This window comes from Streptomyces sp. NPDC056835 (assembly GCF_042789485.1).
Taxonomy (GTDB): domain Bacteria; phylum Actinomycetota; class Actinomycetes; order Streptomycetales; family Streptomycetaceae; genus Streptomyces.
Genome location: NZ_JBHUBB010000008.1, coordinates 51,103 through 73,891 on the forward strand (window position 1 = coordinate 51,103; position 22,789 = coordinate 73,891).

A 22,789-nucleotide genomic window follows, 5' to 3' on the forward strand; every position below is an offset into this window, starting at 1 on the left:
CGCCTGCCGGTCGTTCGGGTCAGTGCCCCCGGACACCACGTCTTGCTCCTCTTCGCATCCAACCATGCTCGGTCGGACGCCCGCTCATTACCCATGGGTTACCCCCTCGGACCAGGGGCCCGACCGCCCTCGGGAGAGCACGCGCGCCAGGGATTCCACCACCTCGGGCTGGTAGTCGTGCGCCGTCCCGAGCCGGAGCCGCTCCAGCGCGCTGAGCGGTCCACTCGCAGTGCCACATTCCCCTGTCAGATCGTCGTACGCATTGACGGCGCGGACAATCCGGGCGGATATCGGCTGTTCCCGGTACGGGTCCGCCTGCCGCTCCACCACCACCGCGACGGCGGCGGGCACTCCGGTCTGGCGGACCACCGCGCCGCCGAGCAGGGCGATCCGCCGCTGCTCGGCGACCGGCAGCAGGGCGGTGGCACCGTCGGGCACCGGGTCCACGAGGGACAGCTGGCCGATGTCGTGCATCAGGGCGGCGTACTCCAGAACGGTCAGTTCGGGGCCGGAAAGCCTCAGCTCACGGCCGACGGCCAGGCTCAGCTCCGCGACCCTGCGGGCATGGCCCTGGGGGGTGTATCCGGCGATCTCGGTGGCACGGGCGAGGGAGGCGATCGTCTGCCGGTATGTCGTACGCACCGCGGCGTAGCGCCGGAAGGACAGCTGGGTCAGCAGCAGCGGCACACAGAACACCGGCAGCGCCCACAGCCCGGCGACGGCGACCCCGAGCGCGATCACCGCTCCGGTGGCACAGACGGCTGAGCCGATGTGCAGCAGCGCGCGCAGTTCGTCGCGGAGCAGGGGCCCGAAGGGGTGGCGGGTGCGGGCCCGCAGGACGAGCGCGGCCAGTACGGCGTCGCAGAGCGCGGTGAGCCCCAGCAGCAGGAGCAGCAGTATCGCGTAGCCGGGCCCGGCGCCGAAGCGTTCCCGCAGCTCAGCCGAGTCGTAGAGCGGCTGGAAACAGAAGGCGGCGAAGCCGACGGCGAGAACGCGTCTCGCCATGTGGTCAAGTGCGGGCCCGCTTCCCCGGGCGACATGCGGTACGGCCCCGGCGAGCCCGGCGGTGAGGACGACGGTGACGGTCTGGAGCACGCCGTGGCCGACCGGCTGTCCGGCGTTCTCGCCGAGCAGCGCGTACGCGAGGGCCCCGGCGGCGGCGACCGGCGCGGGCTCCCGCTCACCGGGCAGCGCGCCCCAGCGCGCCAACTCCCCGACGGCGATGAGTACGCCGAAGGCCAGCGCGATCCGGGGGTCGGCGAGGCCGTGCCAGAGCGTGGAGCCGAGCCCGGCGGCGGTCAGCAGGGCCGCCGCGCCGTACACCGCGACGACGGTGCGGGGGACGGGACGGCGCCCGGCGGCCGGCACCCCGACCGCGGCCGAGGTCATCTCCCGCCACTCCGGCCACTCCCACCGCTTCCGCCACTCCCACCGCTTCCGCCACTTCCGCCGCTCCGGCGGGTCCAGGCGGTACGGCCGGCATGGGGCGCGCGGCCCGCGCCGCCGGTCCGGGCAGGAGGGACGTTTCCGCGCCCGGCCGTGGCGGGCACCGGAAGGACGGCCGGGACAGGGGGCGGGGCGGAGGACGTACGGGCGGGCGGCGCGCCGGGTGACGGGGCGGGCGGTTGGCCCGCGGGCGGCGGGGCCGGTGGCGCGGCCTCGTCCGCCGTGACCACCGTCTGCCAGCCGTGCCGGTCCAGCGCCCGTACCAGCGCCCGCACCATCCGCGGATCGAACTGCGTCCCCGCGCACCGCTCCAGCTCCGCCAGCGCGGTGGGCACCGGCCGCCCCCGCCGGTACGAACGGGTCGAGGTCATCGCGTCGAAGGCGTCGGCCACGGCCACCACCCGGGCGAACTCCGGGATCCGCTGCCCGGCGAGTCCGTACGGATAGCCGGTGCCGTCGAGCCGTTCATGGTGGTGCAGGATCGCGGACCGCGCCTCGCCCAGGAATCCGATGCCGCGCACCATCTCGTGCCCGTACTCGGGGTGCAGCTCGATCACCCGGCGCTCCTCGGGCGTCAGCGGGCCGTCCTTGCGCAGCACCCGGGTCGGGACGCCGAGTTTGCCGACGTCGTGCAGGATCCCGGCGAACCGGAGGACTTCGATCCGTTCCTTCTCCATGCCCAGCTCATGGGCGATCAGTACGGAGGCGTGCCCCACCCGCTCACTGTGTCCGCGGGTGTACCGGTCCTTGATGTCGACGGCCTGCACGAGCGCTCTGATGGTGGCCTGGTGGGCGGCGCGCTCGCGGTGGTACTGGGCGAAGACCCAGCAGGAGATGTACATCGGCAGCAGGACGAAGAGCGCGGAGAGCGGCCCGAACGGACTGCGCCACAGGACGGCCATCATCAGTCCGGCGAGCCCGTGCGCGCCGAGCGGGGCGAGCGAGCGCGGCACCAGCCCGCGCCAGGCGCCGCGCAGCGGCAGCCGCTCGGCGGTGACCAGGATGCCGCCGTCCAGCGCGGCGAGCACCAGACAGAAGGCGAGGGCGGCGGCGCCCGTGGGCAGCAGCACATACGGGAAGTCGGGCGTCGTGAGCCCGTATCCCCCGCCGCCGAGCGCGACAGGACCGCCGAAGAGCAGCTGCGCCCGAGCCGCCGCCCAGGTGGCGACGGTGAGCTGCGCCGCGCGCCAGATCCGCCGCGCGCTCCTCGGACGCCGATCGATCCGGCCGAGCAGCGCGCCCGGTACGGCGACCAGTGCGGCGGCGGCGGGCGGCAGCAGGAGGGCGGCGGCGAGCAGCACGGGAAAGAACGACCCGGCGACGACCGGCGCGGAACCGCTCACCGAGCGTCCCGGCCAACGGCTGCGTGCGGGCAGTTCACAGCAGGCGTAGAGCGCCGCCAGCAACGCCACCGCCCCCCAGGGGGTGTCCGGGCGCAGCGCGGGACGGACACAGAGGGCGGCGCAGAGCGCGATACCCAGGATATAGACGCGCGCCGCCACCGGAATGGCCCTCACGGCGTATTCCCCCCTTCTCGGCCCCGGCCCAAACAGAGGGTCAGGCTAGCGAGTTGGAGGGCGACCATCCGGTGTTTGCCGCCGATTAGCACCTTCGGGTGACAGCGGTGATATACGCGGACATACGGTGGGTACGCGCGCGAAAGTCACGTGCAGGGGGTGCACGGGGTGCGCGCGTACGCGTAAGGGCGCACCGCGTCATACGCGATACGCCCTCTCGTCAATCTGTTCTTAGAGGCCGCGCGGCCTCTTACTCCTTGGCGACGCCCGGAAGATCCGCTCCCGCGGCCGACACCTCGTGCTCGGGCACGGCCTGTCCCGACCTGATCAGATCGATCCGTCCCATGACCTTGGCCCGCAGATCGGCCGGTACGTCGTCCTGCCCGCAGCACCGTTTGACCAGCTTCTTCACGGCCTGCTCAAGGCCGTACTTCTCCAGGCAGGGGGAGCACTCCTCGAAGTGCACCTCGAACTTGGTGCAGTCGCTGTCGGGCATCTCGTGGTCGAGGAACTCGTAGAGATGATCGAGGACCTCGGCGCAATCCGTCTCATGCGGCTCTCCGCAGCTCATGAGTCCGAACCTTTCCGATCGTCCAACGACTCTCCGACACCCGCCGGGACGAGCCCGCGCTCACGGGCGTAGTCCTCCAGCATGCCGCGCAGCTGGCGGCGGCCCCGGTGCAGTCGTGACATGACCGTACCGATGGGGGTTCCCATGATGTCCGCGATCTCCTTGTACGCAAAGCCCTCTACGTCGGCGAGATACACCGCGATGCGGAACTCTTCGGGAATCGCCTGCAGCGCGGACTTCACGTCGGAGTCCGGGAGATGGTCGAGCGCCTGCGATTCCGCGGAGCGCAGACCGGTCGACATGTGCGACTCCGCGCGCGCCAGCTGCCAGTCCTCGATCTCCTCGGCGGCACTGCGCTGGGGCTCGCGCTGCTTCTTGCGGTACGAGTTGATGAATGTGTTCGTGAGGATGCGGTACATCCACGCCTTGAGGTTGGTTCCCTCACGGAACTGGTGGAAGGAGCCGTACGCCTTGGCATAGGTCTCCTGCACCAGATCCTCGGCATCGGCCGGGTTGCGTGTCATGCGCAGGGCGGCCGAGTACATCTGGTCGAGGTAGCCGAGAGCATCCCTCTCGAAACGGGCATTGCGCTCGGCGGTGGTCTCTTCGATGTGGCCGTCGTCGGTCGCTCCGTCGGTCCCAGTGACCGGACCCACCTCCTCCAACGATGTGGCGGGGCCGAATGCGGACCCACTCGAATCGGAGAATAGTCGACCTTGATGCGACGGGGGCTGCCGGTCCGCCTCGCCGGCCGCCCGAACAGAAGCGGTCTTGGCCGCGGAAAGCACCGTCCACTCCAGGTCAGTGGCGTCTGAGCGGCGCGGGCAGATGGTCGAACCCATACGACGGACTCCCTCTCGTGCTCTGTCTACCGATGTCCCTCACAACAGCGACCTCGCGCCCGGCATTCCCCAGGGGTTTCACCGGGCCCCGTCCGGCACGGCGAGCCAGCCGGCGACGCCCTCGGTGATGATGTCCAGTGCCTCGTCCTGCGACAGGGGCGCCCTCTTGGGCACGGCGAATCCATGGTCGGCGCCCGGCACCTCCAGGAGCTCGTACGCGCCTCCAGGAGTGCCCCCACAAGCGCCCCCCGGAGCACCCCCCGGCAGTTCGGCGTACTCGGCGGGCTTGCCGAAGGGGTCGTTCCCGCCCTGTACGACGAGGGTGGGCACGCCCGACCCCAGCAGCTCGGCGGCGCGGGACTTCTCCGGCTTGCCCGGCGGATGCAGCGGAAAGCTCAGCGCCAGTACGGCGTGCGCGCCCAGCTCGCGCGCCGTACGGCAGGCCACGCGCGCCCCGGCGCTGCGCCCGCCCGCGACCACCGGCACGCCCGGCTTCTCCAGCGCGGGCCAGAGCGCGCGCCAGCCGGTGTCGAGGGTCTTCGGCGCGGGCGCCAGCTTCTTGCCCGCCACCCGCCAGGGCTGCTCCACCAGAGCGACGGTGACCCCGAGCGGGGGCAGCGCGGCAGCCAGGGCCCGCAGGTCACGCACCTCGATCCCGCCCCCGGCGCCATGGCCGAGGGCGAGGACGCGGCGGGGGCGCTTCGCGGGATGCCAGGTGATCCGGGCGTCCCCGGCGGGGGTCTCGACGGTCTGCTGCTCCGGCTCGGCTGTCGTGTCGCTTGTCACAGGGCCATCCTCCGTCACAGAGCCACCCTGCCGCGCGCACGCCGGCGCGACCGGCGCACTGGAGGCCGGCGCACTGGAGGCCGGCACAACCGGAGCCTGCCCTGTCAGAGCCTGTCGCGTCAGAAGAGCGTGCTCTCCTCCGGCGCCGGCAGCTCCTCCAGCAGCTCGGGGCCGTTGTTACGGACATTGCTGACGGCCGTCGTGACCGGATACGCCCGCATCAGCCCGGCCGGCGGCGGGGCAAGCAGCGCGCGCAGCTCCTCGGGGTCCGTACGGGCCGGGTCCAGCCAGGCGTCCCAGCGGTCCGGCGTCAGCATCAGCGGCATCCGGGGATGGATCTCCGCCAGCGATCCGGGACCTTCGGCCGGAGCCACCGCCAGCGGGGTCGTCTCCGCCTCGGTGGTGATCACCGAGCAGGTCGCCCACCAGGCCGACGGATGATCGTCCGGCAGCGTGCGGTCCCGCCAGAACTCGTACAGTCCGGCCATCGCCATGACCGAGCCGTCGGCCGGGGTGACGAAGTACGGCTGCTTGCGGGGCCGCTTCTTCTTGCCCCGCTCCTCCAGCTGGCGCTCGTCGGATCCGGTGACCCACTCGTAGTAGCCGTCGGCCGGGAGGATGCAGCGCCGTGAGACGAAGGGCCGCCGGAACGACGGCTTCTCGTGCACGGTCTCGGCGCGCGCGTTGATCATCCGCGCCCCGCCCTCGGGCGTCTTGGCCCAGGACGGTACGAGCCCCCACTTGAGTTTCCGCAGCTGACGGACCGGTCCGGGGTCCGCCGCCTCCTTCACGGGGCGTTCCAGAACCGCGTAGACCTCTTTGGTCGGAGCCACGTTCCAGTCGGGGGCCAAGGTCTCCTCGGGCTCCCACTTCTCGATGCCGAAGACTCCCTGAAGGTCCTCGGGCCGACGGCTCGCCGCGTACCTGCCGCACATCCTCAACCGCTCCTCTGGCCTGCGATGGCGCCAGGTTACGCCGAACAGGTGGGGGTTCGTGGGCGTCTCAGGGGGCCCGCAGCTCCTCCGCCGCGTCCGTGACCCGCGCGATCAGCCGCAGCAGTGTGTCCCGCTCGGACTCGTCGAGCGGCGCGAGGAAGACCCGGTTCATCCGGGCGGTACGGGACACCAGCTTGCGGTGCAGACGTACGCCCTCGCCGGTGAGCTTGAGGACATTGCGCCGGCCGTCCAGCGGATCGCGGACCCGCTCAAGCAGCCCGCGCCGGGCCAGCCGCGCCACCACATCGGCGATGGTGGAGCGGTCCAGGCGGACCTGCTCGCTCAGCGTGCGCTGGTCGATGTCCGGCTCGCCGATGAGCGCGTTGAGTACCGCGAACTGCGGCGAGGTGGTCTCCTCCGAGACCATCGCGCTCCACATCAGGGTGTGCGCCTGCTGGAGCCGCCGGGCCATGTGCCCGGGGTGGGTGCTGAGATCGACCGCGGCCACGCGCTGCCCCTCTTCGTGTCTTCGGGTCCTCGGGTCCTCGGGTCCTCGTGACGTCACTTCTTCGTACGTTCACTGATTCCGTAAGCACACTGACCTATTGACCTGTGGGTAACTCGGTGGAATTGTACGGCCTCATCGAGAATTCAATCAGTACACTGAGCATTCAGAGTTCCGGTGCTCATCACCACGGAGCGACGATGGCCGACGTACGCACCCTGCACGACGCCGTGGCGGAGCTCGTCCACGACGGGGACACCGTCGCGATGGAGGGCTTCACCCATCTGATCCCGTTCGCCGCCGCGCACGAGGTCATCCGCCAGGGCATCACCGATCTCACCCTCGCGCGGATGACCCCCGACGTCATCTACGACCAGCTCATCGGCGCGGGACTGGTGCGCAAGCTGATCTTCTCCTGGGGCGGGAATCCCGGCGTCGGCTCGCTGCACCGCTTCGGTGACGCCGTGGAGAACGGCTGGCCGCGCCCGCTCGAACTGGACGAGCACAGCCACGCGGGCATGGCGAACCGCTATGTGGCCGGGGCCTCCAGACTGCCGTTCGCCGTACTGCGCGGCTACCGCGGCTCCGATCTCGCGACCCGTACGGACACCGTCTCCACCGTCGTCTGCCCCTTCACCGGCGAGGAGTTGGCGGCGGTCGCCGCGCTCAACCCCGATGTCACCGTGATCCACGCCCAGCGGGCGGACCGGGACGGCAATGTCCAGCTCTGGGGCCTGACGGGGGTCCAGAAGGAGGCCGCGCTCGCCGCGGACCGGGTGCTCGTCACCGTCGAGGAGACCGTCGACGCGCTGGAGCCGCGCCCCGGCGGCGTGGTGCTGCCCCACTGGGTGATCGACGCCGTCTGCGTGGTGCCTGGCGGCGCCCACCCCTCGTACGCCACCGGCTACTCGGTGCGCGACAACGACTTCTACCGGGCCTGGGATCCGATCGCCCGGGACCGCGACACCTTCACCCACTGGCTCGACACACATATACGGAACGAGAACGAAGGCGAAGGGGCTCCCATCCGATGACCGAGGCCTTCAGTCGTGACGAGTTGATGGAGGTCAACGCCGCCCGCGCGCTGGCCGGTGCCAGGACCTGTTTCGTCGGTATCGGACTGCCGAGCACCGCGGCCAACCTCGCCCGTCACACCGTCAATCCGGGGCTCGTCCTGCTCTACGAGTCCGGCACCATCGGCTCCAGGCCGACCCGGCTGCCGCTCTCCATCGGCGACGGCGAACTCGCCGAGACCGCCGACGCGGTGGTGTCGGTCCCCGAGATGTTCAACTACTGGCTCCAGGGCGGCCGTATCGACGTCGGATTCCTCGGCGCCGCCCAGATCGACCGCTTCGCCAACATCAACACCACGGTGGTGGACCGCGGCGCCGGCCGCCCGGCGGCCCGGCTGCCCGGCGCGGGGGGCGCCCCGGAGATCGCCGCCAACTGCGGCCGGGTCCTCATGGTGCTCCGCCACTCCCTCCGCGGCTTCGTACGGAAGCTGGACTTCGTCACCACGCTCGGCCATGGATCGGGGCCAGGCGACCGCGCCCGGCTCAATATGCCCGGAGCCGGTCCCGTCGCCGTCATCACCGATCTGGGGATCCTGCGCCCCGACCCGGCCACCGCGGAGCTGGTACTGACCGCCCTGCACCCCGGTGTCACCGTCGAACAGGCACGGGCGGCCACCGGCTGGCAGCTGGAGACCGCCGCCGCCCTGACCACCACCGAGCCGCCGTCGGCGGCCGAACTCACCGCGCTGCGTGCCCTCAAGTCCGCCGGGAGGCGGTAATCCCATGGCTCTCACCCAGTCCGACATCGACCGTGAACTGACCGCCCACCACGCGGCGTACGAGACATCGCTCGCCCAGGGCGCGCCGCCCGCGCACCATCCGCCGCGTGACTTCGCCCCGTACCGGAGCAGCGTGCTGCGCCACCCGAAGCAGCCGCTCGTCGCGGTGACCGGGGATCCTGAAACGGTCGAGCTGTCCGGTCCCGTCTTCGGCGTCAGCGACATCACCGAGACCGATCACGATCTGACCCGGCAGCACGCCGGGGAGCCGCTGGGCGAGCGCATCACCGTCTCCGGCAGGCTTCTCGACAGCCGGGGCCGGCCGGTGCGCGGGCAGCTGATCGAGCTGTGGCAGGCCAACGCGTCCGGCCGGTACGCGCATCCGCGCGACCAGCACCCGGCACCGCTCGATCCGAACTTCACCGGGGTGGGGCGCGTACTGACCGGCGACGACGGCTCGTACCGCTTCACGACCATCAGGCCCGGCGCCTATCCGTGGCGCAACCACGAGAACGCCTGGCGCCCCGCGCATCTCCACTTCTCGCTCTTCGGAACCGCCTTCACCCAGCGCCTCATCACGCAGATGTACTTCCCGGGCGACCCGCTCTTCGCCCACGACCCGATCCTCCAGTCGGTGACGGACCGGGCGGCCAGGGAGCGGCTGGTCGCGACGTACGACCCCGGGCTGTCCCGGCCCGAACGGTCGCTGGGGTACCGCTGGGACATCGTCCTCGACGGACCGTCCGCCACCTGGATCGAGGAGGGCCGCTGATGCCGGTACTTCCGCCCACCCCCTCGCACACCGTCGGCCCCTTCTACGGGTACGCGCTGCCCTTCCCCGGCGGTGGCGACATCGCCCCGGCCGGCCACCCGGACACGGTCACCGTGCACGGGCGGGTGTACGACGGAGCCGGCGCCCCCGTCCCTGACGCACTGCTGGAGTTCTGGCAGGCGGGTCCCGGCGGTTCGCTCGCAGGGGCGGCCGGGTCGCTGCGGCGCGATCCGGTGAGCGGGGGCTTCTCCGGCCGCGACGGGGTCGACTTCACCGGGTTCGGCCGCGTCCCGACGGACGCGGACGGCCATTACGCGCTGCGTACGCTGCCGCCGGGCGCCCCCGCCGTGCCATATCTGAGCGTGTGCGTCTTCGCGCGGGGGCTCACGCACCACCTCTTCACCCGGGCGTACCTTGCCCAGGATGCCCAGGACGCCGAGGCTGCCGAAGAAGCCGGGGGTCCCGGGGATGCCGGGGCTGCCGATGGGCCTGCGCCGGACGCGCTGCTCGCCTCGCTGCCGCCGGACCGGCGCGAGACGCTGATGGCCAGGCCCGAGGCGGACCGCCCCCGCACCTACCGCTTCGACATCCGACTCCAGGGCGAGCGAGAGACGGTGTTCCTTGACTTCACGTGACGGCTCGTACGACGACGAGGGCCTGCTCACACCCGTACGGGCCGGGTCCCCGGCCGAACGCGCGACGGGCGACCGCGCCGTGCTCCAGGCCATGCTGGATGCCGAGGCCGCGCTGACCCGTGCGGCGTGCGGCCTCGGTGTCGCACCCGCCGCGGCGGCCGAGGCCGTCACCGCCGCCGCGCGGGCCGAACGGTACGACGTACGGGATCTGGCGCTGCGGGCGCGCGACGGCGGCAATCCGGTGATCGCGCTGGTCGCGGATCTCACCGCCGCCGCGGGCGCGGAGGCCGCGCCCTACGTGCACCGGGGCGCGACCAGCCAGGACATCCTGGACACGGCTCTGATGCTGCTCGCCGCACGCACCCTCCCGCTGGTTCTGGCCGATCTGGACCGTACGGCGCGGGCCCTGGCCCGGCTGGCGGCGGCGCACCGCGACACGGCGCTGCCCGGCCGTACCCTCACCCAGCACGCCGTCCCGACGACCTTCGGGCTGAAGGCGGCGGGCTGGCGCAGCCTGGTCCTGGACGCGCGCGACCGGCTGGCGGCCCTCTCGCTCCCGGCCCAACTGGGCGGCGCGGCGGGCACCTTGGCGGCCTTCGGGGAGTACGGTCCCGCGCTGCTCGGGGCGTACGCGCACGAGCTGGGTCTCGCCGAACCGCTCCTGCCGTGGCACACCCTCCGTACGCCTGTCGCCGACCTCGCCCAGGCCCTCGGCTTCGGCTGCGGCGCGCTCGGCAAGCTCGCCGCGGACGTCCTGGTGCTGACCCGTACGGAGATCGGCGAGGTCGCGGAGGGCAGCGGCGGCGGGTCCTCCGCCATGCCGCACAAGTCCAACCCCGTGCGGGCCACGCTCATCACGGCGGCGGCCCGGCAGGCACCCGCGCTCACCGCCACGCTGCTTCTCTCACTCGCCGCCGAGGACGAACGCCCGGCCGGGGCCTGGCACGCGGAGTGGGCGCCCCTGCGCGAACTGCTCCGTCTCACCGGCGGGGCGGCGGCTCACGCGGCCGAACTGGCGGAAGGGCTGCGGGTCTTCCCGTACCGGATGCGGGAGCATCTCGATCTGACGGAGGGACTGATCGTCAGCGAGCGGTTCATCGCGGAGCTGGAGCCGGTCGTCGGGCGCGGCCGGGCGAAGGAACTGCTCACGGCCGCGTCCCGGCGCGTCACCGCCGAGGAGATCACCTTGGCGGAGGCCCTGGCGGACGCCCTCGCCGATCTGCCGGAGTTGGCGGGAGTGCTCTCCAAGCGGCGGCTCAGTGACCTCACCGACCCCACGCGCTACACGGGTTCGGCGGCCCTGCTCGTGGACCGCGCGCTGCGCCGTACGTCGGAAGGGACCACAGAAACAGGGGAGGCAGGGGAGGCCACGAAGACCGGGGAGCCCACGGAGACCGGAGCCGGCGAAGTGAGCGGAGACGCGTCATGACCGACGGCCTGCCCCACTTCCGCCTCGACGGGCCCGACCACGGCTCCCCGCTCGTCCTCGGCCCCTCGCTCGGCACCTCGCTCGCCGTCTGGGAACCCCAGCTCGCCGCGCTCGCCCGCACCCACCGTGTCCTGCGCTGGGACCTGCCGGGACACGGCGGGTCCCCCTCACACCTGATCCCTCTCGGCCCCGGGGACACGGACACGGGCGGGTCCGGCGCGACCGTCGCCGATCTGGCCGCCCTCGTCCTGCGGCTGGCCGACGCGCGGGGCTGGACGTCCTTCTCGTACGCGGGGATCTCGATCGGCGGCGCCGTGGGCCTGCATCTCGCCGCGCACCACCCCGAGCGCGTGTCCCGGCTGGCCGTCATCTGCTCCTCGGCCCGGTTCGGCGACCCCGGGCCCTGGCGGGAGAGAGCCGCGCGCGTACGGGCGGAGGGCACCGGCGCGATGGCCGCGAGCCGCCCCGGCGTCTGGTACTCCCCCGACTTCGCGGCGACTCCCGCCGCCCGCGCCCTCATCGACGATCTCCGGGCCGTCGACCCCGCCGGTTACGCCGCCTGCTGCGACGCGCTCGCCTCGTACGATCTGCGCGCGGCGCTGCCGGGCATCGCCGCGCCGACCCTGGTCGTGGCGGGTCTCGACGACCCCGCCACCCCGCCGTCCCACGCGTACGAGATCGCCGGCGCGGTCCCGGGCGCGAGTCTGCTCGATGTCGCGGGCGCCGCGCATCTGGCGGGCGTGGAGCGGCCCGAGATCGTCACTCCCGCCCTGGCCGCCCACTTCGTGGCGGCCGACCGACGGCGATGACTCACCGGCGCTGACGGAGCCGGCTCAGCACCGTTGACGCGCGCGGCTCAGCACCGTTGACGCGCGCGACTCAGCACCATTGACGTGCACGACTCGGCACCGAGCGGGACAGTTCACAGGTTTCCGGCGGAACCGGCGTGAGGCGCGACGGCGTTTTCCTACGTATGGCACGTCGGTGCCACACTGCCACGACACCGCCACGACGCCACCGAGCTGAGGAGCCGCCCGAGCAATGGCCAGTATCGACTCCGCCTCCATCGGCGATCTGTGGGATCGCGTCTTCGGTACCCAGCCCGCCCCTGACGACTGGCTGGTGGTCGTGACGGCGGTCGTCGCGCTCACCGCCGTCGTACCGCGTCCGCTCTGGCGGCTCTCCCGCAATGCGATAACCATCGCGCACGAGGGCGGCCACGGGCTGATAGCCCTGGTCACCGGACGCCGGCTCGACGGCATCCGGCTGCACTCGGACACCTCGGGCCTGACCGTCAGCCGGGGCAGGCCGACCGGCCCCGGCATGATCCTCACCGCGGCCGCGGGCTACACCGCCCCGCCGCTGCTCGGTCTCGGCGGCGCCTGGCTGCTCTCCGCGCACCACATCACCCTGCTGCTGTGGCTGGCGACGGCTCTGCTGCTCGCGATGCTGGTGATGATCCGCAACGCCTACGGCGCGCTCACGGTGATCGTCACCGGGGCGGCCTTCCTGCTCATCTCCGGGCTGACAGGTCCGGACGTCCAGTCGGCGTTCGCGTACACCGCCGTCTGGTTTCTGCTCCTCGGGGGCGTACGTCCCGCCTTCGAGCTCCAGGCGAAGCGCCGCTACGGCGGCGCCGGGGACTCCGACGCGGACCAGCTGGGCCGGCTGACGCACGCGCCGCCCGCGATGTGGCTGTTCCTCTTCCACGCCGTCTCGCTCTGCTCCCTGGTCGGCGGCGGACGCTGGCTGTTGGGTCTCTGACGCCGACGGGCGCGGACAATTCGCCCTCTCATCGTCCAGCCCTCTTATCACCCTCTGATTACGCCCTGGTTTCTCCCTATTTGATCAGGATCGAGGTCCCTCAAGAACCACTAAAGTGTTGGCCATGACCGAAAGCTCCGTGCAGCCCGCCCTCTGGCCCGCCCCCTACGCAAACGGGGCCGTCGAAGCGACGGTCACCGTGCCCGGATCGAAATCGGTCACCAACCGCGGTCTGGTCCTCGCCGCGCTGGCCGCCGAGCCCGGCTGGCTGCGCCGCCCGCTGCGCTCCCGCGACACCCTGCTGATGGCCGACGCGCTGCGGGCCATGGGCGTCGGCATCGAGGAGACCGTCTCGTCGTCCAGCTCCGCCGCCGCTGCCGTACCCGGTCCGAGCGGCGAGGCGTGGCGCGTGATCCCCTCGGGGCTGCACGGCCCGGCCACCGTCGATGTCGGCAACGCCGGTACGGTCATGCGCTTCCTGCCGCCCGTCGCGACGCTCGCCGACGGCGTCATCCGCTTCGACGGCGACCCCCGTTCCTATCAGCGTCCGCTGCACAGCGTCATCGACGCCCTGCGCGCGCTGGGCGCCCGTATCGACGACGACGGACGCGGCTCGCTCCCGCTGACCGTGCACGGCGGCGGCGCCCTGGAGGGCGGCGCGGTGGAGATCGACGCCTCCGCGTCGTCCCAGTTCGTCTCGGCGCTGCTGCTCTCGGGTGCGCGTTTCAACCAGGGCGTGGAGGTACGGCACGTGGGCTCCGTACTGCCCTCGCTGCCGCACATCAGGATGACGGTCGACATGCTGCGCGGGGTCGGCGCCCAGGTCGACGAGCCCGAGACCGGTGGTGAGCCGAATGTCTGGCGGGTCTCGGCGGGCGCGCTGCTCGGCCGCGATCTGACCGTCGAGCCCGATCTCTCCAACGCCCAGCCGTTCCTGGCCGCCGCGCTGGTCACCGGCGGCCGGGTCACCGTCCCCGACTGGCCCCAGCGGACCACTCAGCCGGGTGACGCGCTGCGCGGGATCTTCACCGAGATGGGCGGTTCCTGCGAGTTCGCCGAGACGGCCGAGGGCACCAGCCTGACCTTCACGGGCACCGGCCGGATCCATGGAGTCGATCTGGATCTGAGCGAGGTCGGGGAGCTGACCCCCGGCATCGCGGCGGTCGCCGCGCTCGCCGACTCGCCCTCCACCCTGCGGGGCGTGGCCCATCTGCGGCTCCACGAGACGGACCGGCTGGCCGCGCTCACCAAGGAGATCAACGAGCTGGGCGGCGATGTCACCGAGACCGCGGACGGACTGCACATCCGTCCGCGCCCGCTGCACGGCGGGGTGTTCCACACCTACGACGACCACCGCATGGCCACGGCGGGTTCGATCATCGGCCTCGCCGTCGAAGGCGTGGAGATCGAGAACGTCGGGACGACCGCCAAGACCCTGCCCGATTTCCCACGGATGTGGACGGACATGCTCGCGGGAGCGGGAGCCTGACGCGATGCGCCGCTACGGCAAGAACCCCGACGAGGACGACATCCGCCAGCGCCCCAATCCCAAGGGCAACCGGCCGCGTACGAATATCCGGCCCAAGCACGAGGACGCGTCGGAGGGCATGGTCCTGACCGTCGACCGGGGCCGGCTGACCTGTCTCGTCGAGGATCGTGTCGTGCTGGCGATGAAGGCGCGCGAACTGGGCCGCAAGGCCGCCGTGGTGGGTGACCAGGTCTTCCTGGTGGGCGATCTGTCGGGCAAGAAGGACACGCTGGCGCGCATCGTACGGATCGAGAAGCGCCGCTCGGTGCTGCGGCGTACGGCGGACGACGACGATCCGTACGAGCGTGTGGTCGTCGCCAACGCCGACCAGCTGGCCGTGGTCACCGCGCTCGCCGACCCCGAGCCCCGCCCCCGGCTGATCGACCGCTGTCTGGTCGCGGCGTTCGACGGAGGGCTCGAACCGCTGCTCGTACTGACGAAGTCCGATCTGGCCTCACCGGACGAACTCCTGGAGACCTACCGGGCGCTGGGCATCCGCTATGTCGTCACGCGACGCGACGAACTGGCGAGCGGTTACGCGGCGGACCTCGTACGCGAATATCTCGACGGCCGGGTCACCGCCTTCGTGGGCCACTCGGGCGTCGGCAAGACCACGCTGGTCAACGCGCTGGTCCCGGACGACCGTCACCGGATCACCGGGGATGTCAACGCGGTCACCGGACGCGGCCGGCACACCACCACCTCGGCGCTGGCGCTGCCGCTGGCGAAGGCGGACGGCTGGGTGATCGACACCCCGGGTATCCGGTCCTTCGGACTCCACCATGTCGATCCGTCCCGGGTCATCCTCGCCTTCCCCGATCTGGTGCCGGGGACGGAGGGCTGCCCGCGCGCGTGCGGCCATGACGAACCGGACTGCGCGCTGGACGCCTGGGTGGCCGAGGGTCACGCCGATCCGGCCCGCCTCTACTCACTCCGCCGACTTCTCGCCACGCGGGAGCGGCGCGAAGGCGACTGACCCGCACACGTTTGCCGCCCGTCGGCCCCGGCAAGGGGCATAATCACACCGGACATCAGGCGGTACCGAGCAGTCACCGACGCGGGGAGGCTCTTACACAATGGCGTGGCTGCTGGTTGTGGTCGCCGGGATTCTGGAGACGGGCTTCGCCGTCTGTCTGAAGCTCTCCCACGGATTCACCAGGCTCTGGCCGACGGTCGCGTTCGCGGTCTTCGCGCTCGGCAGCTTCGGTCTGCTGACGCTCTCGCTGAAGAAGCTCGACGTCGGGCCCGCGTACGCGGTGTGGACGGGCATCGGCGCGGCGGGCACCGCGATCTACGGGATGATCTTCCTCGGCGATGTGGTGTCCGTACTGAAGCTTGTCTCGATCTCGCTGGTGGTCATCGGGGTCATCGGGCTCCAGCTCTCGGGCTCGGCGCACTGAGCGGAGCGCGGAGTGGTACGCGGAGCGGTGCGGTGACGGCCGCACGCACCAGCGGTCCCACGGGCTCCGCGCCGGGCGCGACGACATGCGCGAGCGCGAGCCGGACGGCCAGCTCACAGCGGTAGAGCAAGGCGTCGCGGTCATGATCGCGCGGACCGGGATCGTCCGGACCGGGATCGTCCGGACCGGTGCCATCGCGTGGAGCGGTGTCGTCGCCTGGGACGTGATCGCGCAGGTCCTGGCGCAGCGCCGCCGCCGATCTGTCCCGTACCAGCGCCACCAGATCCGCGGTCGCCGGCGGCCCGGCGTCCGCGCGGCGCTGCGCCGGAACAGCGGACGTGGCGGTGGCCGCCCGCGCGGGCGGCGGCGGCGCCGGAAGCCACTCCCCCCAGCAGCCGGTGAGCAGCGCCCGCAGCAGCGGTCTGGCCCGTGCCTCGCCGACCGTCCACTCGGCGAGGGCCACCAACCGGTCCGCGGCGTCCGCCCGCTCGCCCAACAGCCGCTCCACACCGTGCAGATAGCGATCGGCCTCACGCCGCGTCAGCGCACGGGCGAGACCGTCCTTGCTGCCGAACTCGTTGTAGAGGGTCTGCCGGGACACCCCGGCGCCCGACGCCACATCGACCATTCTGATCGCGGACCAGGGCAGCTCGGCGAGCGCCGCGAGAGCGGATCCGAGCAGGGCTTCACGCGCAGTAGGCATCGTCGCCTCCGGGGCCGTGCGGCTCTGTGCACAGAGTTGACGGGCCCTCGCTCACTGTCAAGACTTGTCGGTGCCTTCTCGCCGACCGGACACCGTGGCCGGGCATCCCGCACGATGGATACTGTGATGACCATGCCCGATTACCACGATGACCTGCGTCTCGCCCATGTCCTCGCGGACGCCGCCGACGCCGCGACGATGGACCGGTTCAAGGCTCTGGACCTCAAGGTCGAGACCAAACCGGACATGACTCCGGTGAGTGAGGCCGACAGGGCTGCCGAGGAGCTGATCCGTGGCAATCTCCAGCGGGCGAGGCCGCGTGACGCGATCCTGGGCGAGGAGTACGGCGTCGAGGGCACGGGCCCGCGCCGCTGGGTCATCGACCCCATCGACGGCACCAAGAACTATGTCCGCGGGGTGCCCGTCTGGGCCACGCTGATCTCCCTGATGGTGGCCGCCGAAGGCGGTTACGAACCGGTCGTCGGCGTGGTGTCCGCGCCCGCGCTGGGCCGGCGCTGGTGGGCGGCGAAGGGCGGCGGCGCCTATACGGGCCGAAGCCTCTCCTCGGCGACACGGCTGCGGGTCTCGGACGTCTCCCGCGTCCAGGACGCGTCGTTCGCGTACTCCTCGCTGACCGGCTGGGAGGAACAGGGCCGGCTGGACGGCTTCCTGGATCTGACCCGGGCGTGCTGGCGCACCCGCGGCTATGGCGATTTCTGGCCCTACATGATGGTCGCCGAGGGCTCGGTGGACATCTGCGCGGAGCCGGAGCTGTCCCTCTGGGACATGGCGGCGACGGCGATCGTCGTCCAGGAGGCGGGCGGCAGCTTCACCGGCCTCGACGGCCGCCCGGGCCCGCACAGCGGTAACGCGGCGGCCTCGAACGGAATCCTCCACGAGGAACTTCTCGGGTACCTCAACCAGCGCTATTGATTTTTTCGCGCGCCCCGCGCTCTGCGCCAGGCGCCCCCTTGTTCGCTCCGCGCAACAGTGTCACTCTAAGAGTCCCCCCACTTGTGAACTTGTGAATCGTTTCTCCAGGGTCTCCCTGATCCGCTCGGTCCCCACTCGACCCCCAAGGGACCCCGGAAACCGGTTCACCGAGGAGGTGACTCCATCCATGCTCGTCCGTGACGCGATGAGTTCGGTGGTCCTGACCATCGGACCCACGCATACGCTCCGCCAGGCGGCCCGGCTGATGTCGGCACGCCGCGTCGGCGCCGCCGTCGTCCTCGATCCCGACCACTGCGGCATCGGCATCCTCACCGAGCGCGACATCCTGAACTCGCTCGGTGCGGGCGAGAGTCCCGATTCCGAGACCGCCTGCACCCACACCACGACGTCCGTCGTCTTCGCCTCGCCCGCCTGGACGCTGGAGGAAGCCGCCGCGGCCATGTCCAGCGGCGGGTTCCGCCATCTGATCGTGCTCGATGAGCACGAACCGGTCGGCATCGTCTCCGTACGCGACATCATCCGCTGCTGGGCCCCGGCCCGGCGGGAGGCGGCGGTACTGGCCGGGGCCTGATCCCCTGGTCCTCCAGGGCCCAGGACTCCCGGGACGGCGTCAGGGGCCGGATCCCGAAGGACCCGGCCCCTGACGTCTCGGCGCGAGGGCTGTCAGCCGCGAAGGGCCTGGACCGCCGCCTCCAGCCGCTTGCCGAAGTCACCGTCCGCCTGACGGAAGTTGTTCACCGCGCGCTCGGCGATGTCGTCGCGCGAGACCTGGGAGATGAACCCGGCGAGGTTGTCGATCAGCCGGACCTTCTCGTCCTCGGACATCAGCCGGTACAGATTGCCCGCCTGCACGAAGTCGGTGTCCTCGGCGTGGCTCGGGGCCTCGTGGTTGCCGGTGCCGCCGGTGACCGGGACGGACTGCCACAGCGGCTTGTCCGTCTGGAAGGGGCCGCCGAAGCTGTTCGGCTCGTAGTTCTTGGCGCCCTTGTGACGGCCGTCGTACAGGAAGCCGTCCCGGCTGTTCGTACGCGCCTCGGTGGCGTGCGGACGGTTCACCGGCAGGTGGTCGGCGTTGATGCCGACGCGGTAGCGGTGGGCGTCGCCGTACGCGAACAGCCGGCCCTGGAGCATCTTGTCCGGGGAGGGACCGATGCCCGGCACGAAGTGCGCCGGCGAGAAGATGGACTGCTCGACCTCCGCGAAGATGTTCTCCGGGTTGCGGTTGAGCTCCAGCTTGCCGATCTCGATCGGCGGGTAGTCCTCGTGCGGCCAGACCTTGGTCAGGTCGAACGGGTTGAAGCGGTACGCGGCCGCCTCGGCCGCCGGCATGACCTGGATCTGCACCGTCCAGGACGGGAAGTCACCGCGCTCGATGGCCTCGCGCAGATCGCGCTGGTGGCTGTCCGGGTCCTGGCCCGCGAGCACCGCGGCCTCTTCCGAGGTGAGGTTCTTGATGCCCTGGTCGGTCTTGAAGTGGTACTTGACCCAGAAGACCTCGCCGGCCTCGTTGTTCCACTGGTACGTGTGCGAGCCGTACCCGTTCATGTGACGCAGCGTGGCCGGGATACCGCGGTCACCGAACAGCCAGGTCACCTGGTGGGTGGACTCGGGCGACAGACCCCAGAAGTCCCAGACGTTGTCCGCCTCCTGGGAGCCGGTGTACGGGTCGCGCTTCTGGGTGTGGATGAAGTCGGGGAACTTGATGGCGTCCTTGATGAAGAACACCGGGGTGTTGTTGCCGACGAGGTCGTAATTGCCCTCTTCGGTGTAGAACTTGAGCGCGAAGCCGCGCGGGTCGCGCACCGCGTCCGCCGAACCCAGGTTGCCCGCGACGGTGGAGAAGCGCAGGAACGTCTCCGTCTGCTTGCCGACCTCGGAAAGGAACTTCGCCCGCGTCCACTCCGAGACGTCGCGGGTCAGCGTGAACGTGCCGTACGCGCCGGCGCCGCGCGCGTGCACGATGCGCTCCGGGATGCGCTCACGGTTGAAGTGCGCGAGCTTCTCCAGCAGTGCCTGGTCCTGGACCAGAACGGGACCACCGACGCCCGCGGTCTCGCTGTTCTGGTTGTCGGCGACCGGAGCTCCGGCCTCCGTGGTGAGCGGTCCCTGCGTCACGTGCGCCTCCTGCGTCATTACTGCTCGATCCTGTCCCTTGGCGTGTGCCGATTCCGATCCTACGATGGACTTTGTCCAAGTCAAGCGGCTATCCAAAGTCACACACGTTCGGGACCTGGGCCCCTTCACTGTTAGGCTGGTGCCATGAGCGACCTGTTGGAACGACTTCGCGAACGCGGCTGGCGCATGACGGCGCAGCGGCGCGTTGTGGCCGAGGTCCTCGACGGGGATCATGTGCATCTGACCGCCGACGAGGTGCACGCGCGCGCCGTCGCCAGACTTCCGGAGATCTCCCGGGCCACCGTCTACAACACCTTGGGCGAGATGGTGACGCTCGGTGAAGTGATCGAGGTGTCCACGGACCGCAGGGCCAAGCGGTACGACCCGAACGCGCACCGGCCGCACCACCACCTGGTGTGTGCCCAGTGCGGTGCCATACGCGATGTCCATCCGTCGGGCGATCCGCTGGCCGATCTGCCGGACGGGGAGCGCTTCGGGTTCACGATCTCGAATGTCGAAGTGACGTACCGAGGAACCTGCCCGAACTGCGCGTCCGCGTAACCGCGTCCTACGTCATCGCTTCACGAAGGGCCCCGGCGGCCGACCGCCGCCGGGGCCCTTCGTCGTAGTCGTGACGCATACGCCGGAGGCCCGGACCTCTTTCGAGATCCGGGCCTCCGGTTTCAGTAGCGGGGACAGGATTTGAACCTGCGACCTCTGGGTTATGAGCCCAGCGAGCTACCGAGCTGCTCCACCCCGCGTCGATGAACGCAACATTACGTCACGCCACCGACCAGAGCAAATCCCTTTCCGCGCGCCCCGCGCGGACTTACGCGATGAGGTCCTGACCTACGCGGTGAGGTCCTGACTTACGCCGTGAGCTCCTGGTGAAGCGCCTCGCGCAGCCGGGCCGCGCGCTCCGTGACCTCGGCGGGGCCCAGCTCGACGGCGCGCGCGCACCACCGCTGGCCCTCGGTCAGTTCGCCCCGGCGCGCGGCGAGCAGCGCCAGGCGCAGCGCGGCCCGGCCGTGCCCGGCCTGCGCGGCCCTCGTCCACCACAGCGCGGCCTCCCGCTCGCCGCCCTCACGGGCGAGCAGCAGCCCGAGGTTGAAGGCCCCGTTGCGGCTGCCCGCCTCCGCCGCCTCCCGGTACCAGCGCGCCGCGTCCGCGATGTCGCCGCGTCCGGCGGCGAGCATGCCGACCCGTACCTGGGCGCGCCGGTGCCCCTGCTCGGCGGCACGCTCGTACCACTGCTCGCACTCGGTCTTCACGCCGTGCGGCTCACCGAGCGCGGGCGGCCCCGGCGGCGGCAGGCGCGAGTCGAGGACCGTGGCCAGCCGGAAGGCCGCCTCGGCGCTGCCACCACCGGCGGCGCAGCGCAGATGGCGCTCGGCCGACCGCTCGTCGCCGTCCCTGAGGCAGGCGATACCGACCTGGAGGGCCGCTTCCGTATGACCGGCCGCCGCCGCGCGCTCGTACCAGCGCAGGGCCGTGCCGTCGTCGTCGCGTCCCGCGTAGAGGATGCCGAGGTTGAAAGCGGCGTCCACGCTGCCCGCCTCGGCGGCCTTGGAGAACCAGGGCTCGGCGCCGGTCGGGTCGTCCGCCTGGAGCAGCAGGACGGCGAGGGCGTTGGCGGCCTCGCGGTGTCCCGCGTAGGCGGCACGGCGGTACCACTGCTCGGCCTGGACGGTACGGTCCTGGGCGGCGCAGAGCAGCCCCAGGTTGTACGCCCCATTGACATCGCCCGCGTCCATGGCGGCGCGGTACCAGCGCTCGGCGGTCTGCTGCTCGCCGCGCGCGGCGTGCAGCGCGCCGAGGGCGTTGGCCGCGTTCCCGTCGCCCTCCTGCGCGGCGCGCAGCCACCAGACGGCGGCGCTCTCCTCGTCGCCGGCGTCGCGCAGCAGGAAGCCGAGGGCGCAGGCGGCCCGCGCCTCGCCGTCCTTGGCGGAGGTCAGATACCAGCGGCCGGCCTCCTTGAGGTCGCCCCGCTTCTCCAGGATCGCGCCGAGGTGCAGCGCGGCCCGGCGGTGGCCGCGGGCCGCGGCCTGCCGGTACCACTGCGCGGCCTCGCCGATCAGCGACGGCCCGCCGGATGCTCCCGATCCGCCGCCCTCTTCGCTGCCCTCGCGCGGGCCCGCGTCGGTGACCGGGCGCCGACGGCCGCCCGAGGTCGGGGGGCCCGTACCGCTGCGGTAGACCGCGTCGGCGCCCGGACGCGCCGTCTCGCGCGCCCGTGCCTCCAGGGCGCGGGCGAGCCGGTACGCCGCCTCGCGGTGCCCCTGCTCGGCGGCGGCGCGCAGCCAGCGCTCGGCACCGACGTCACTGCGGTGTTCCAGCAGATCGGCGAGGGCGTACGCGCCCAGGGCGTGGCCCTGCTCTGCGGACTGGCGCAGCCAGTACTCGGCGGCGGGCTCGTCGCCCAGCTCGCGGTAGTGCCGCCCCAGCGCGTGGGCGGCGGCGGCGGATCCGGCGACGGCGGCGACCCGCCACCAGCCGGCCGCCTCGTCGAGATAGCCGCGCTGGTGGAGCAGGACGCCCAGGTTGTTGGCGGCGGCGCGTTCGCCGGCGGCGGTCGCGGCACGCAGATAGGGCTCGGCGGCATCGAGATCGCCACGGCGCAGCAGCATGGCGCCAAGGACGCTCATCGACGCGGTGTCGCCCGCGTCGGCGGCGCGCCGGTGGCGCTGCTCGGTCTCGGCGTCGGCAGCGGTTTCGGCGGAACCCGCCGCGCCGCTCTCGGCCCGGGCGTCATCCTCTACGTGTCGCTGCACATACCGCCCTGTCTCCAACAGAGTTGTCCTATCCCCCATATTTTCCATCGTCGCACCACTGACCACCCGCGTACAGCCGGTATACGGCGGCCGGTGGTCACTTCAGCGTTTTGTCGACATGCCCACAGAGAGACAAGTCAAACACGCTCGCCGTCAACTCACGGGACCTGAGACACAGTTGGCACACGTGGCGCGGCGCGCATGGCGAGGGCCCGGATCCTTGTATGGATCCGGGCCCTCGACTTCGCGTAGCGGGGACAGGATTTGAACCTGCGACCTCTGGGTTATGAGCCCAGCGAGCTACCGAGCTGCTCCACCCCGCGT

Annotated in this window: 22 protein-coding genes, 2 tRNA genes and 1 pseudogene; 13 read left to right on the top strand and 12 right to left on the bottom strand. The window is 71.6% G+C overall.

The features are described from left to right. Positions 1–87: 87 nt before the first annotated feature. The 7 genes from ACFRMN_RS11140 to ACFRMN_RS11170 all read right to left on the bottom strand — a co-directional run bounded on the left by ACFRMN_RS11140 (position 88) and on the right by ACFRMN_RS11170 (position 6,605). On the bottom strand, positions 88–1,389 hold the full coding sequence (locus tag ACFRMN_RS11140) for an HD-GYP domain-containing protein (RefSeq protein WP_383016689.1): 1,302 nt from the start codon (positions 1,387–1,389) through the stop codon (positions 88–90). Next, on the bottom strand, positions 1,386–2,963 hold the full coding sequence (locus ACFRMN_RS11145; protein ID WP_383016692.1) for an HD-GYP domain-containing protein: 1,578 nt from the start codon (positions 2,961–2,963) through the stop codon (positions 1,386–1,388). The genes ACFRMN_RS11140 and ACFRMN_RS11145 overlap by 4 nt, the downstream gene beginning before the upstream one ends. 250 nt (positions 2,964–3,213) lie before the next feature. Then, positions 3,214–3,534 carry a mycothiol system anti-sigma-R factor gene (rsrA, locus tag ACFRMN_RS11150; protein WP_249953939.1) on the bottom strand — a complete coding sequence of 107 codons (321 nt, stop codon included), beginning with the start codon at positions 3,532–3,534 and terminating at the stop codon, positions 3,214–3,216. Further along, complete coding sequence (locus ACFRMN_RS11155) at positions 3,531–4,190, bottom strand: sigma-70 family RNA polymerase sigma factor (protein WP_249953940.1); 660 nt, start codon at positions 4,188–4,190, stop codon at positions 3,531–3,533. Before ACFRMN_RS11155 ends, rsrA begins: the two co-directional genes overlap by 4 nt. Before the next feature lie 264 nt (positions 4,191–4,454). Further along, the gene (locus ACFRMN_RS11160) at positions 4,455–5,162 is read right to left on the bottom strand and encodes an alpha/beta family hydrolase (RefSeq protein ID WP_383016696.1); all 708 of its coding nucleotides are present in this window, start codon (positions 5,160–5,162) and stop codon (positions 4,455–4,457) included. 119 nt (positions 5,163–5,281) lie between these two features. Next, entirely contained in the window at positions 5,282–6,097 is an 816-nt protein-coding gene (locus ACFRMN_RS11165) for an SOS response-associated peptidase (protein WP_383016699.1), read from the bottom strand. Between the two features lie 67 nt (positions 6,098–6,164). Further along, on the bottom strand, positions 6,165–6,605 hold the full coding sequence (locus tag ACFRMN_RS11170) for a MarR family winged helix-turn-helix transcriptional regulator (protein WP_383016702.1): 441 nt from the start codon (positions 6,603–6,605) through the stop codon (positions 6,165–6,167). 197 nt (positions 6,606–6,802) lie between these two features. Here ACFRMN_RS11170 and ACFRMN_RS11175 point away from each other — a divergent pair, with 197 nt between their 5' ends. From ACFRMN_RS11175 to ACFRMN_RS11220, 10 genes and pseudogenes are all read left to right on the top strand, one after another. Next, positions 6,803–7,636 carry a CoA transferase subunit A gene (locus ACFRMN_RS11175; protein ID WP_383016705.1) on the top strand — a complete coding sequence of 278 codons (834 nt, stop codon included), beginning with the start codon at positions 6,803–6,805 and terminating at the stop codon, positions 7,634–7,636. Then, positions 7,633–8,394: a CoA-transferase subunit beta gene (locus ACFRMN_RS11180; RefSeq protein WP_383016708.1), complete on the top strand. Its 762-nt coding sequence runs from the start codon at positions 7,633–7,635 to the stop codon at positions 8,392–8,394. Before ACFRMN_RS11175 ends, ACFRMN_RS11180 begins: the two co-directional genes overlap by 4 nt. Positions 8,395–8,398: 4 nt before the next feature. Beyond that, positions 8,399–9,166 carry a protocatechuate 3,4-dioxygenase subunit beta gene (gene pcaH, locus ACFRMN_RS11185; RefSeq protein ID WP_383016711.1) on the top strand — a complete coding sequence of 256 codons (768 nt, stop codon included), beginning with the start codon at positions 8,399–8,401 and terminating at the stop codon, positions 9,164–9,166. Beyond that, the gene (locus ACFRMN_RS11190; RefSeq protein ID WP_383016714.1) at positions 9,166–9,801 is read left to right on the top strand and encodes a protocatechuate 3,4-dioxygenase subunit alpha; all 636 of its coding nucleotides are present in this window, start codon (positions 9,166–9,168) and stop codon (positions 9,799–9,801) included. Before pcaH ends, ACFRMN_RS11190 begins: the two co-directional genes overlap by 1 nt. Beyond that, positions 9,788–11,230: a 3-carboxy-cis,cis-muconate cycloisomerase gene (gene pcaB / locus ACFRMN_RS11195; RefSeq protein WP_383016717.1), complete on the top strand. Its 1,443-nt coding sequence runs from the start codon at positions 9,788–9,790 to the stop codon at positions 11,228–11,230. Before ACFRMN_RS11190 ends, pcaB begins: the two co-directional genes overlap by 14 nt. Next, positions 11,227–12,021 (top strand): annotated as a pseudogene (locus ACFRMN_RS11200) (alpha/beta fold hydrolase); the annotation flags it as partial. The gene pcaB and the pseudogene ACFRMN_RS11200, both read left to right, overlap by 4 nt. Positions 12,022–12,271: 250 nt before the next feature. Continuing rightward, the gene (locus tag ACFRMN_RS11205; protein WP_383016720.1) at positions 12,272–12,994 is read left to right on the top strand and encodes a M50 family metallopeptidase; all 723 of its coding nucleotides are present in this window, start codon (positions 12,272–12,274) and stop codon (positions 12,992–12,994) included. Positions 12,995–13,118: 124 nt separating this feature from the next. After that, a complete protein-coding gene (aroA, locus tag ACFRMN_RS11210) occupies positions 13,119–14,483 on the top strand; it encodes a 3-phosphoshikimate 1-carboxyvinyltransferase (RefSeq protein WP_383016723.1) in 1,365 nt (454 codons plus the stop codon). Positions 14,484–14,487: 4 nt separating this feature from the next. After that, positions 14,488–15,498, top strand: a complete 1,011-nt coding sequence (rsgA, locus tag ACFRMN_RS11215; protein ID WP_383016726.1) for a ribosome small subunit-dependent GTPase A — start codon at positions 14,488–14,490, stop codon at positions 15,496–15,498. A 100-nt stretch (positions 15,499–15,598) separates the two neighbouring features. Next, positions 15,599–15,922, top strand: a complete 324-nt coding sequence (locus tag ACFRMN_RS11220) for a DMT family transporter (RefSeq protein ID WP_383016729.1) — start codon at positions 15,599–15,601, stop codon at positions 15,920–15,922. Here the strand turns inward: ACFRMN_RS11220 and ACFRMN_RS11225 are convergent. Continuing rightward, complete coding sequence (locus ACFRMN_RS11225; RefSeq protein ID WP_383016732.1) at positions 15,888–16,625, bottom strand: TetR/AcrR family transcriptional regulator; 738 nt, start codon at positions 16,623–16,625, stop codon at positions 15,888–15,890. The genes ACFRMN_RS11220 and ACFRMN_RS11225 overlap by 35 nt on opposite strands. Before the next feature lie 132 nt (positions 16,626–16,757). On the opposite strand from ACFRMN_RS11225, the gene hisN reads away from it, so the two are divergent. Then, complete coding sequence (gene hisN / locus ACFRMN_RS11230) at positions 16,758–17,558, top strand: histidinol-phosphatase (RefSeq protein ID WP_383017244.1); 801 nt, start codon at positions 16,758–16,760, stop codon at positions 17,556–17,558. Between the two features lie 187 nt (positions 17,559–17,745). Then, entirely contained in the window at positions 17,746–18,150 is a 405-nt protein-coding gene (locus ACFRMN_RS11235) for a cyclic nucleotide-binding/CBS domain-containing protein (protein WP_249953950.1), read from the top strand. 92 nt (positions 18,151–18,242) lie between these two features. Here ACFRMN_RS11235 and ACFRMN_RS11240 read toward each other — a convergent pair whose 3' ends face one another. Continuing rightward, positions 18,243–19,694, bottom strand: coding sequence for a catalase (locus ACFRMN_RS11240; RefSeq protein WP_383016735.1), 1,452 nt, complete (start codon positions 19,692–19,694; stop codon positions 18,243–18,245). Between the two features lie 144 nt (positions 19,695–19,838). On the opposite strand from ACFRMN_RS11240, the gene ACFRMN_RS11245 reads away from it, so the two are divergent. Beyond that, a complete protein-coding gene (locus tag ACFRMN_RS11245) occupies positions 19,839–20,255 on the top strand; it encodes a Fur family transcriptional regulator (RefSeq protein WP_383016738.1) in 417 nt (138 codons plus the stop codon). Positions 20,256–20,381: 126 nt separating this feature from the next. Here the strand turns inward: ACFRMN_RS11245 and ACFRMN_RS11250 are convergent. From ACFRMN_RS11250 to ACFRMN_RS11260, 3 genes are all read right to left on the bottom strand, one after another. After that, positions 20,382–20,455, bottom strand: a tRNA-Met gene (locus tag ACFRMN_RS11250). 108 nt (positions 20,456–20,563) lie between these two features. Beyond that, positions 20,564–22,513 (bottom strand): tetratricopeptide repeat protein, encoded by a 1,950-nt coding sequence (locus ACFRMN_RS11255; RefSeq protein ID WP_383016741.1) that lies wholly within the window; start codon positions 22,511–22,513, stop codon positions 20,564–20,566. 201 nt (positions 22,514–22,714) lie between these two features. Then, positions 22,715–22,788 (bottom strand) — tRNA-Met (locus ACFRMN_RS11260). Between the last annotated feature and the right edge of the window lies 1 nt (position 22,789).

What these genes read in the sequence shown, in the direction of transcription:
- ACFRMN_RS11140 (WP_383016689.1), bottom strand. Translation starts at nt 1,389, where the DNA reads ATGACCTCGGCCGCGGTCGGGGTGCCGGCCGCCGGGCGCCGTCCCGTC.
- aroA (WP_383016723.1), top strand. Translation starts at nt 13,119, where the DNA reads ATGACCGAAAGCTCCGTGCAGCCCGCCCTCTGGCCCGCCCCCTACGCA.
- rsrA (WP_249953939.1), bottom strand. Translation starts at nt 3,534, where the DNA reads ATGAGCTGCGGAGAGCCGCATGAGACGGATTGCGCCGAGGTCCTCGAT.
- ACFRMN_RS11245 (WP_383016738.1), top strand. Translation starts at nt 19,839, where the DNA reads ATGAGCGACCTGTTGGAACGACTTCGCGAACGCGGCTGGCGCATGACG.
- ACFRMN_RS11190 (WP_383016714.1), top strand. Translation starts at nt 9,166, where the DNA reads ATGCCGGTACTTCCGCCCACCCCCTCGCACACCGTCGGCCCCTTCTAC.
- rsgA (WP_383016726.1), top strand. Translation starts at nt 14,488, where the DNA reads ATGCGCCGCTACGGCAAGAACCCCGACGAGGACGACATCCGCCAGCGC.
- ACFRMN_RS11180 (WP_383016708.1), top strand. Translation starts at nt 7,633, where the DNA reads ATGACCGAGGCCTTCAGTCGTGACGAGTTGATGGAGGTCAACGCCGCC.
- ACFRMN_RS11255 (WP_383016741.1), bottom strand. Translation starts at nt 22,513, where the DNA reads ATGGAAAATATGGGGGATAGGACAACTCTGTTGGAGACAGGGCGGTAT.
- ACFRMN_RS11235 (WP_249953950.1), top strand. Translation starts at nt 17,746, where the DNA reads ATGCTCGTCCGTGACGCGATGAGTTCGGTGGTCCTGACCATCGGACCC.
- ACFRMN_RS11205 (WP_383016720.1), top strand. Translation starts at nt 12,272, where the DNA reads ATGGCCAGTATCGACTCCGCCTCCATCGGCGATCTGTGGGATCGCGTC.
- pcaH (WP_383016711.1), top strand. Translation starts at nt 8,399, where the DNA reads ATGGCTCTCACCCAGTCCGACATCGACCGTGAACTGACCGCCCACCAC.
- ACFRMN_RS11225 (WP_383016732.1), bottom strand. Translation starts at nt 16,625, where the DNA reads ATGCCTACTGCGCGTGAAGCCCTGCTCGGATCCGCTCTCGCGGCGCTC.
- hisN (WP_383017244.1), top strand. Translation starts at nt 16,758, where the DNA reads ATGCCCGATTACCACGATGACCTGCGTCTCGCCCATGTCCTCGCGGAC.
- ACFRMN_RS11175 (WP_383016705.1), top strand. Translation starts at nt 6,803, where the DNA reads ATGGCCGACGTACGCACCCTGCACGACGCCGTGGCGGAGCTCGTCCAC.
- ACFRMN_RS11220 (WP_383016729.1), top strand. Translation starts at nt 15,599, where the DNA reads ATGGCGTGGCTGCTGGTTGTGGTCGCCGGGATTCTGGAGACGGGCTTC.
- ACFRMN_RS11165 (WP_383016699.1), bottom strand. Translation starts at nt 6,097, where the DNA reads ATGTGCGGCAGGTACGCGGCGAGCCGTCGGCCCGAGGACCTTCAGGGA.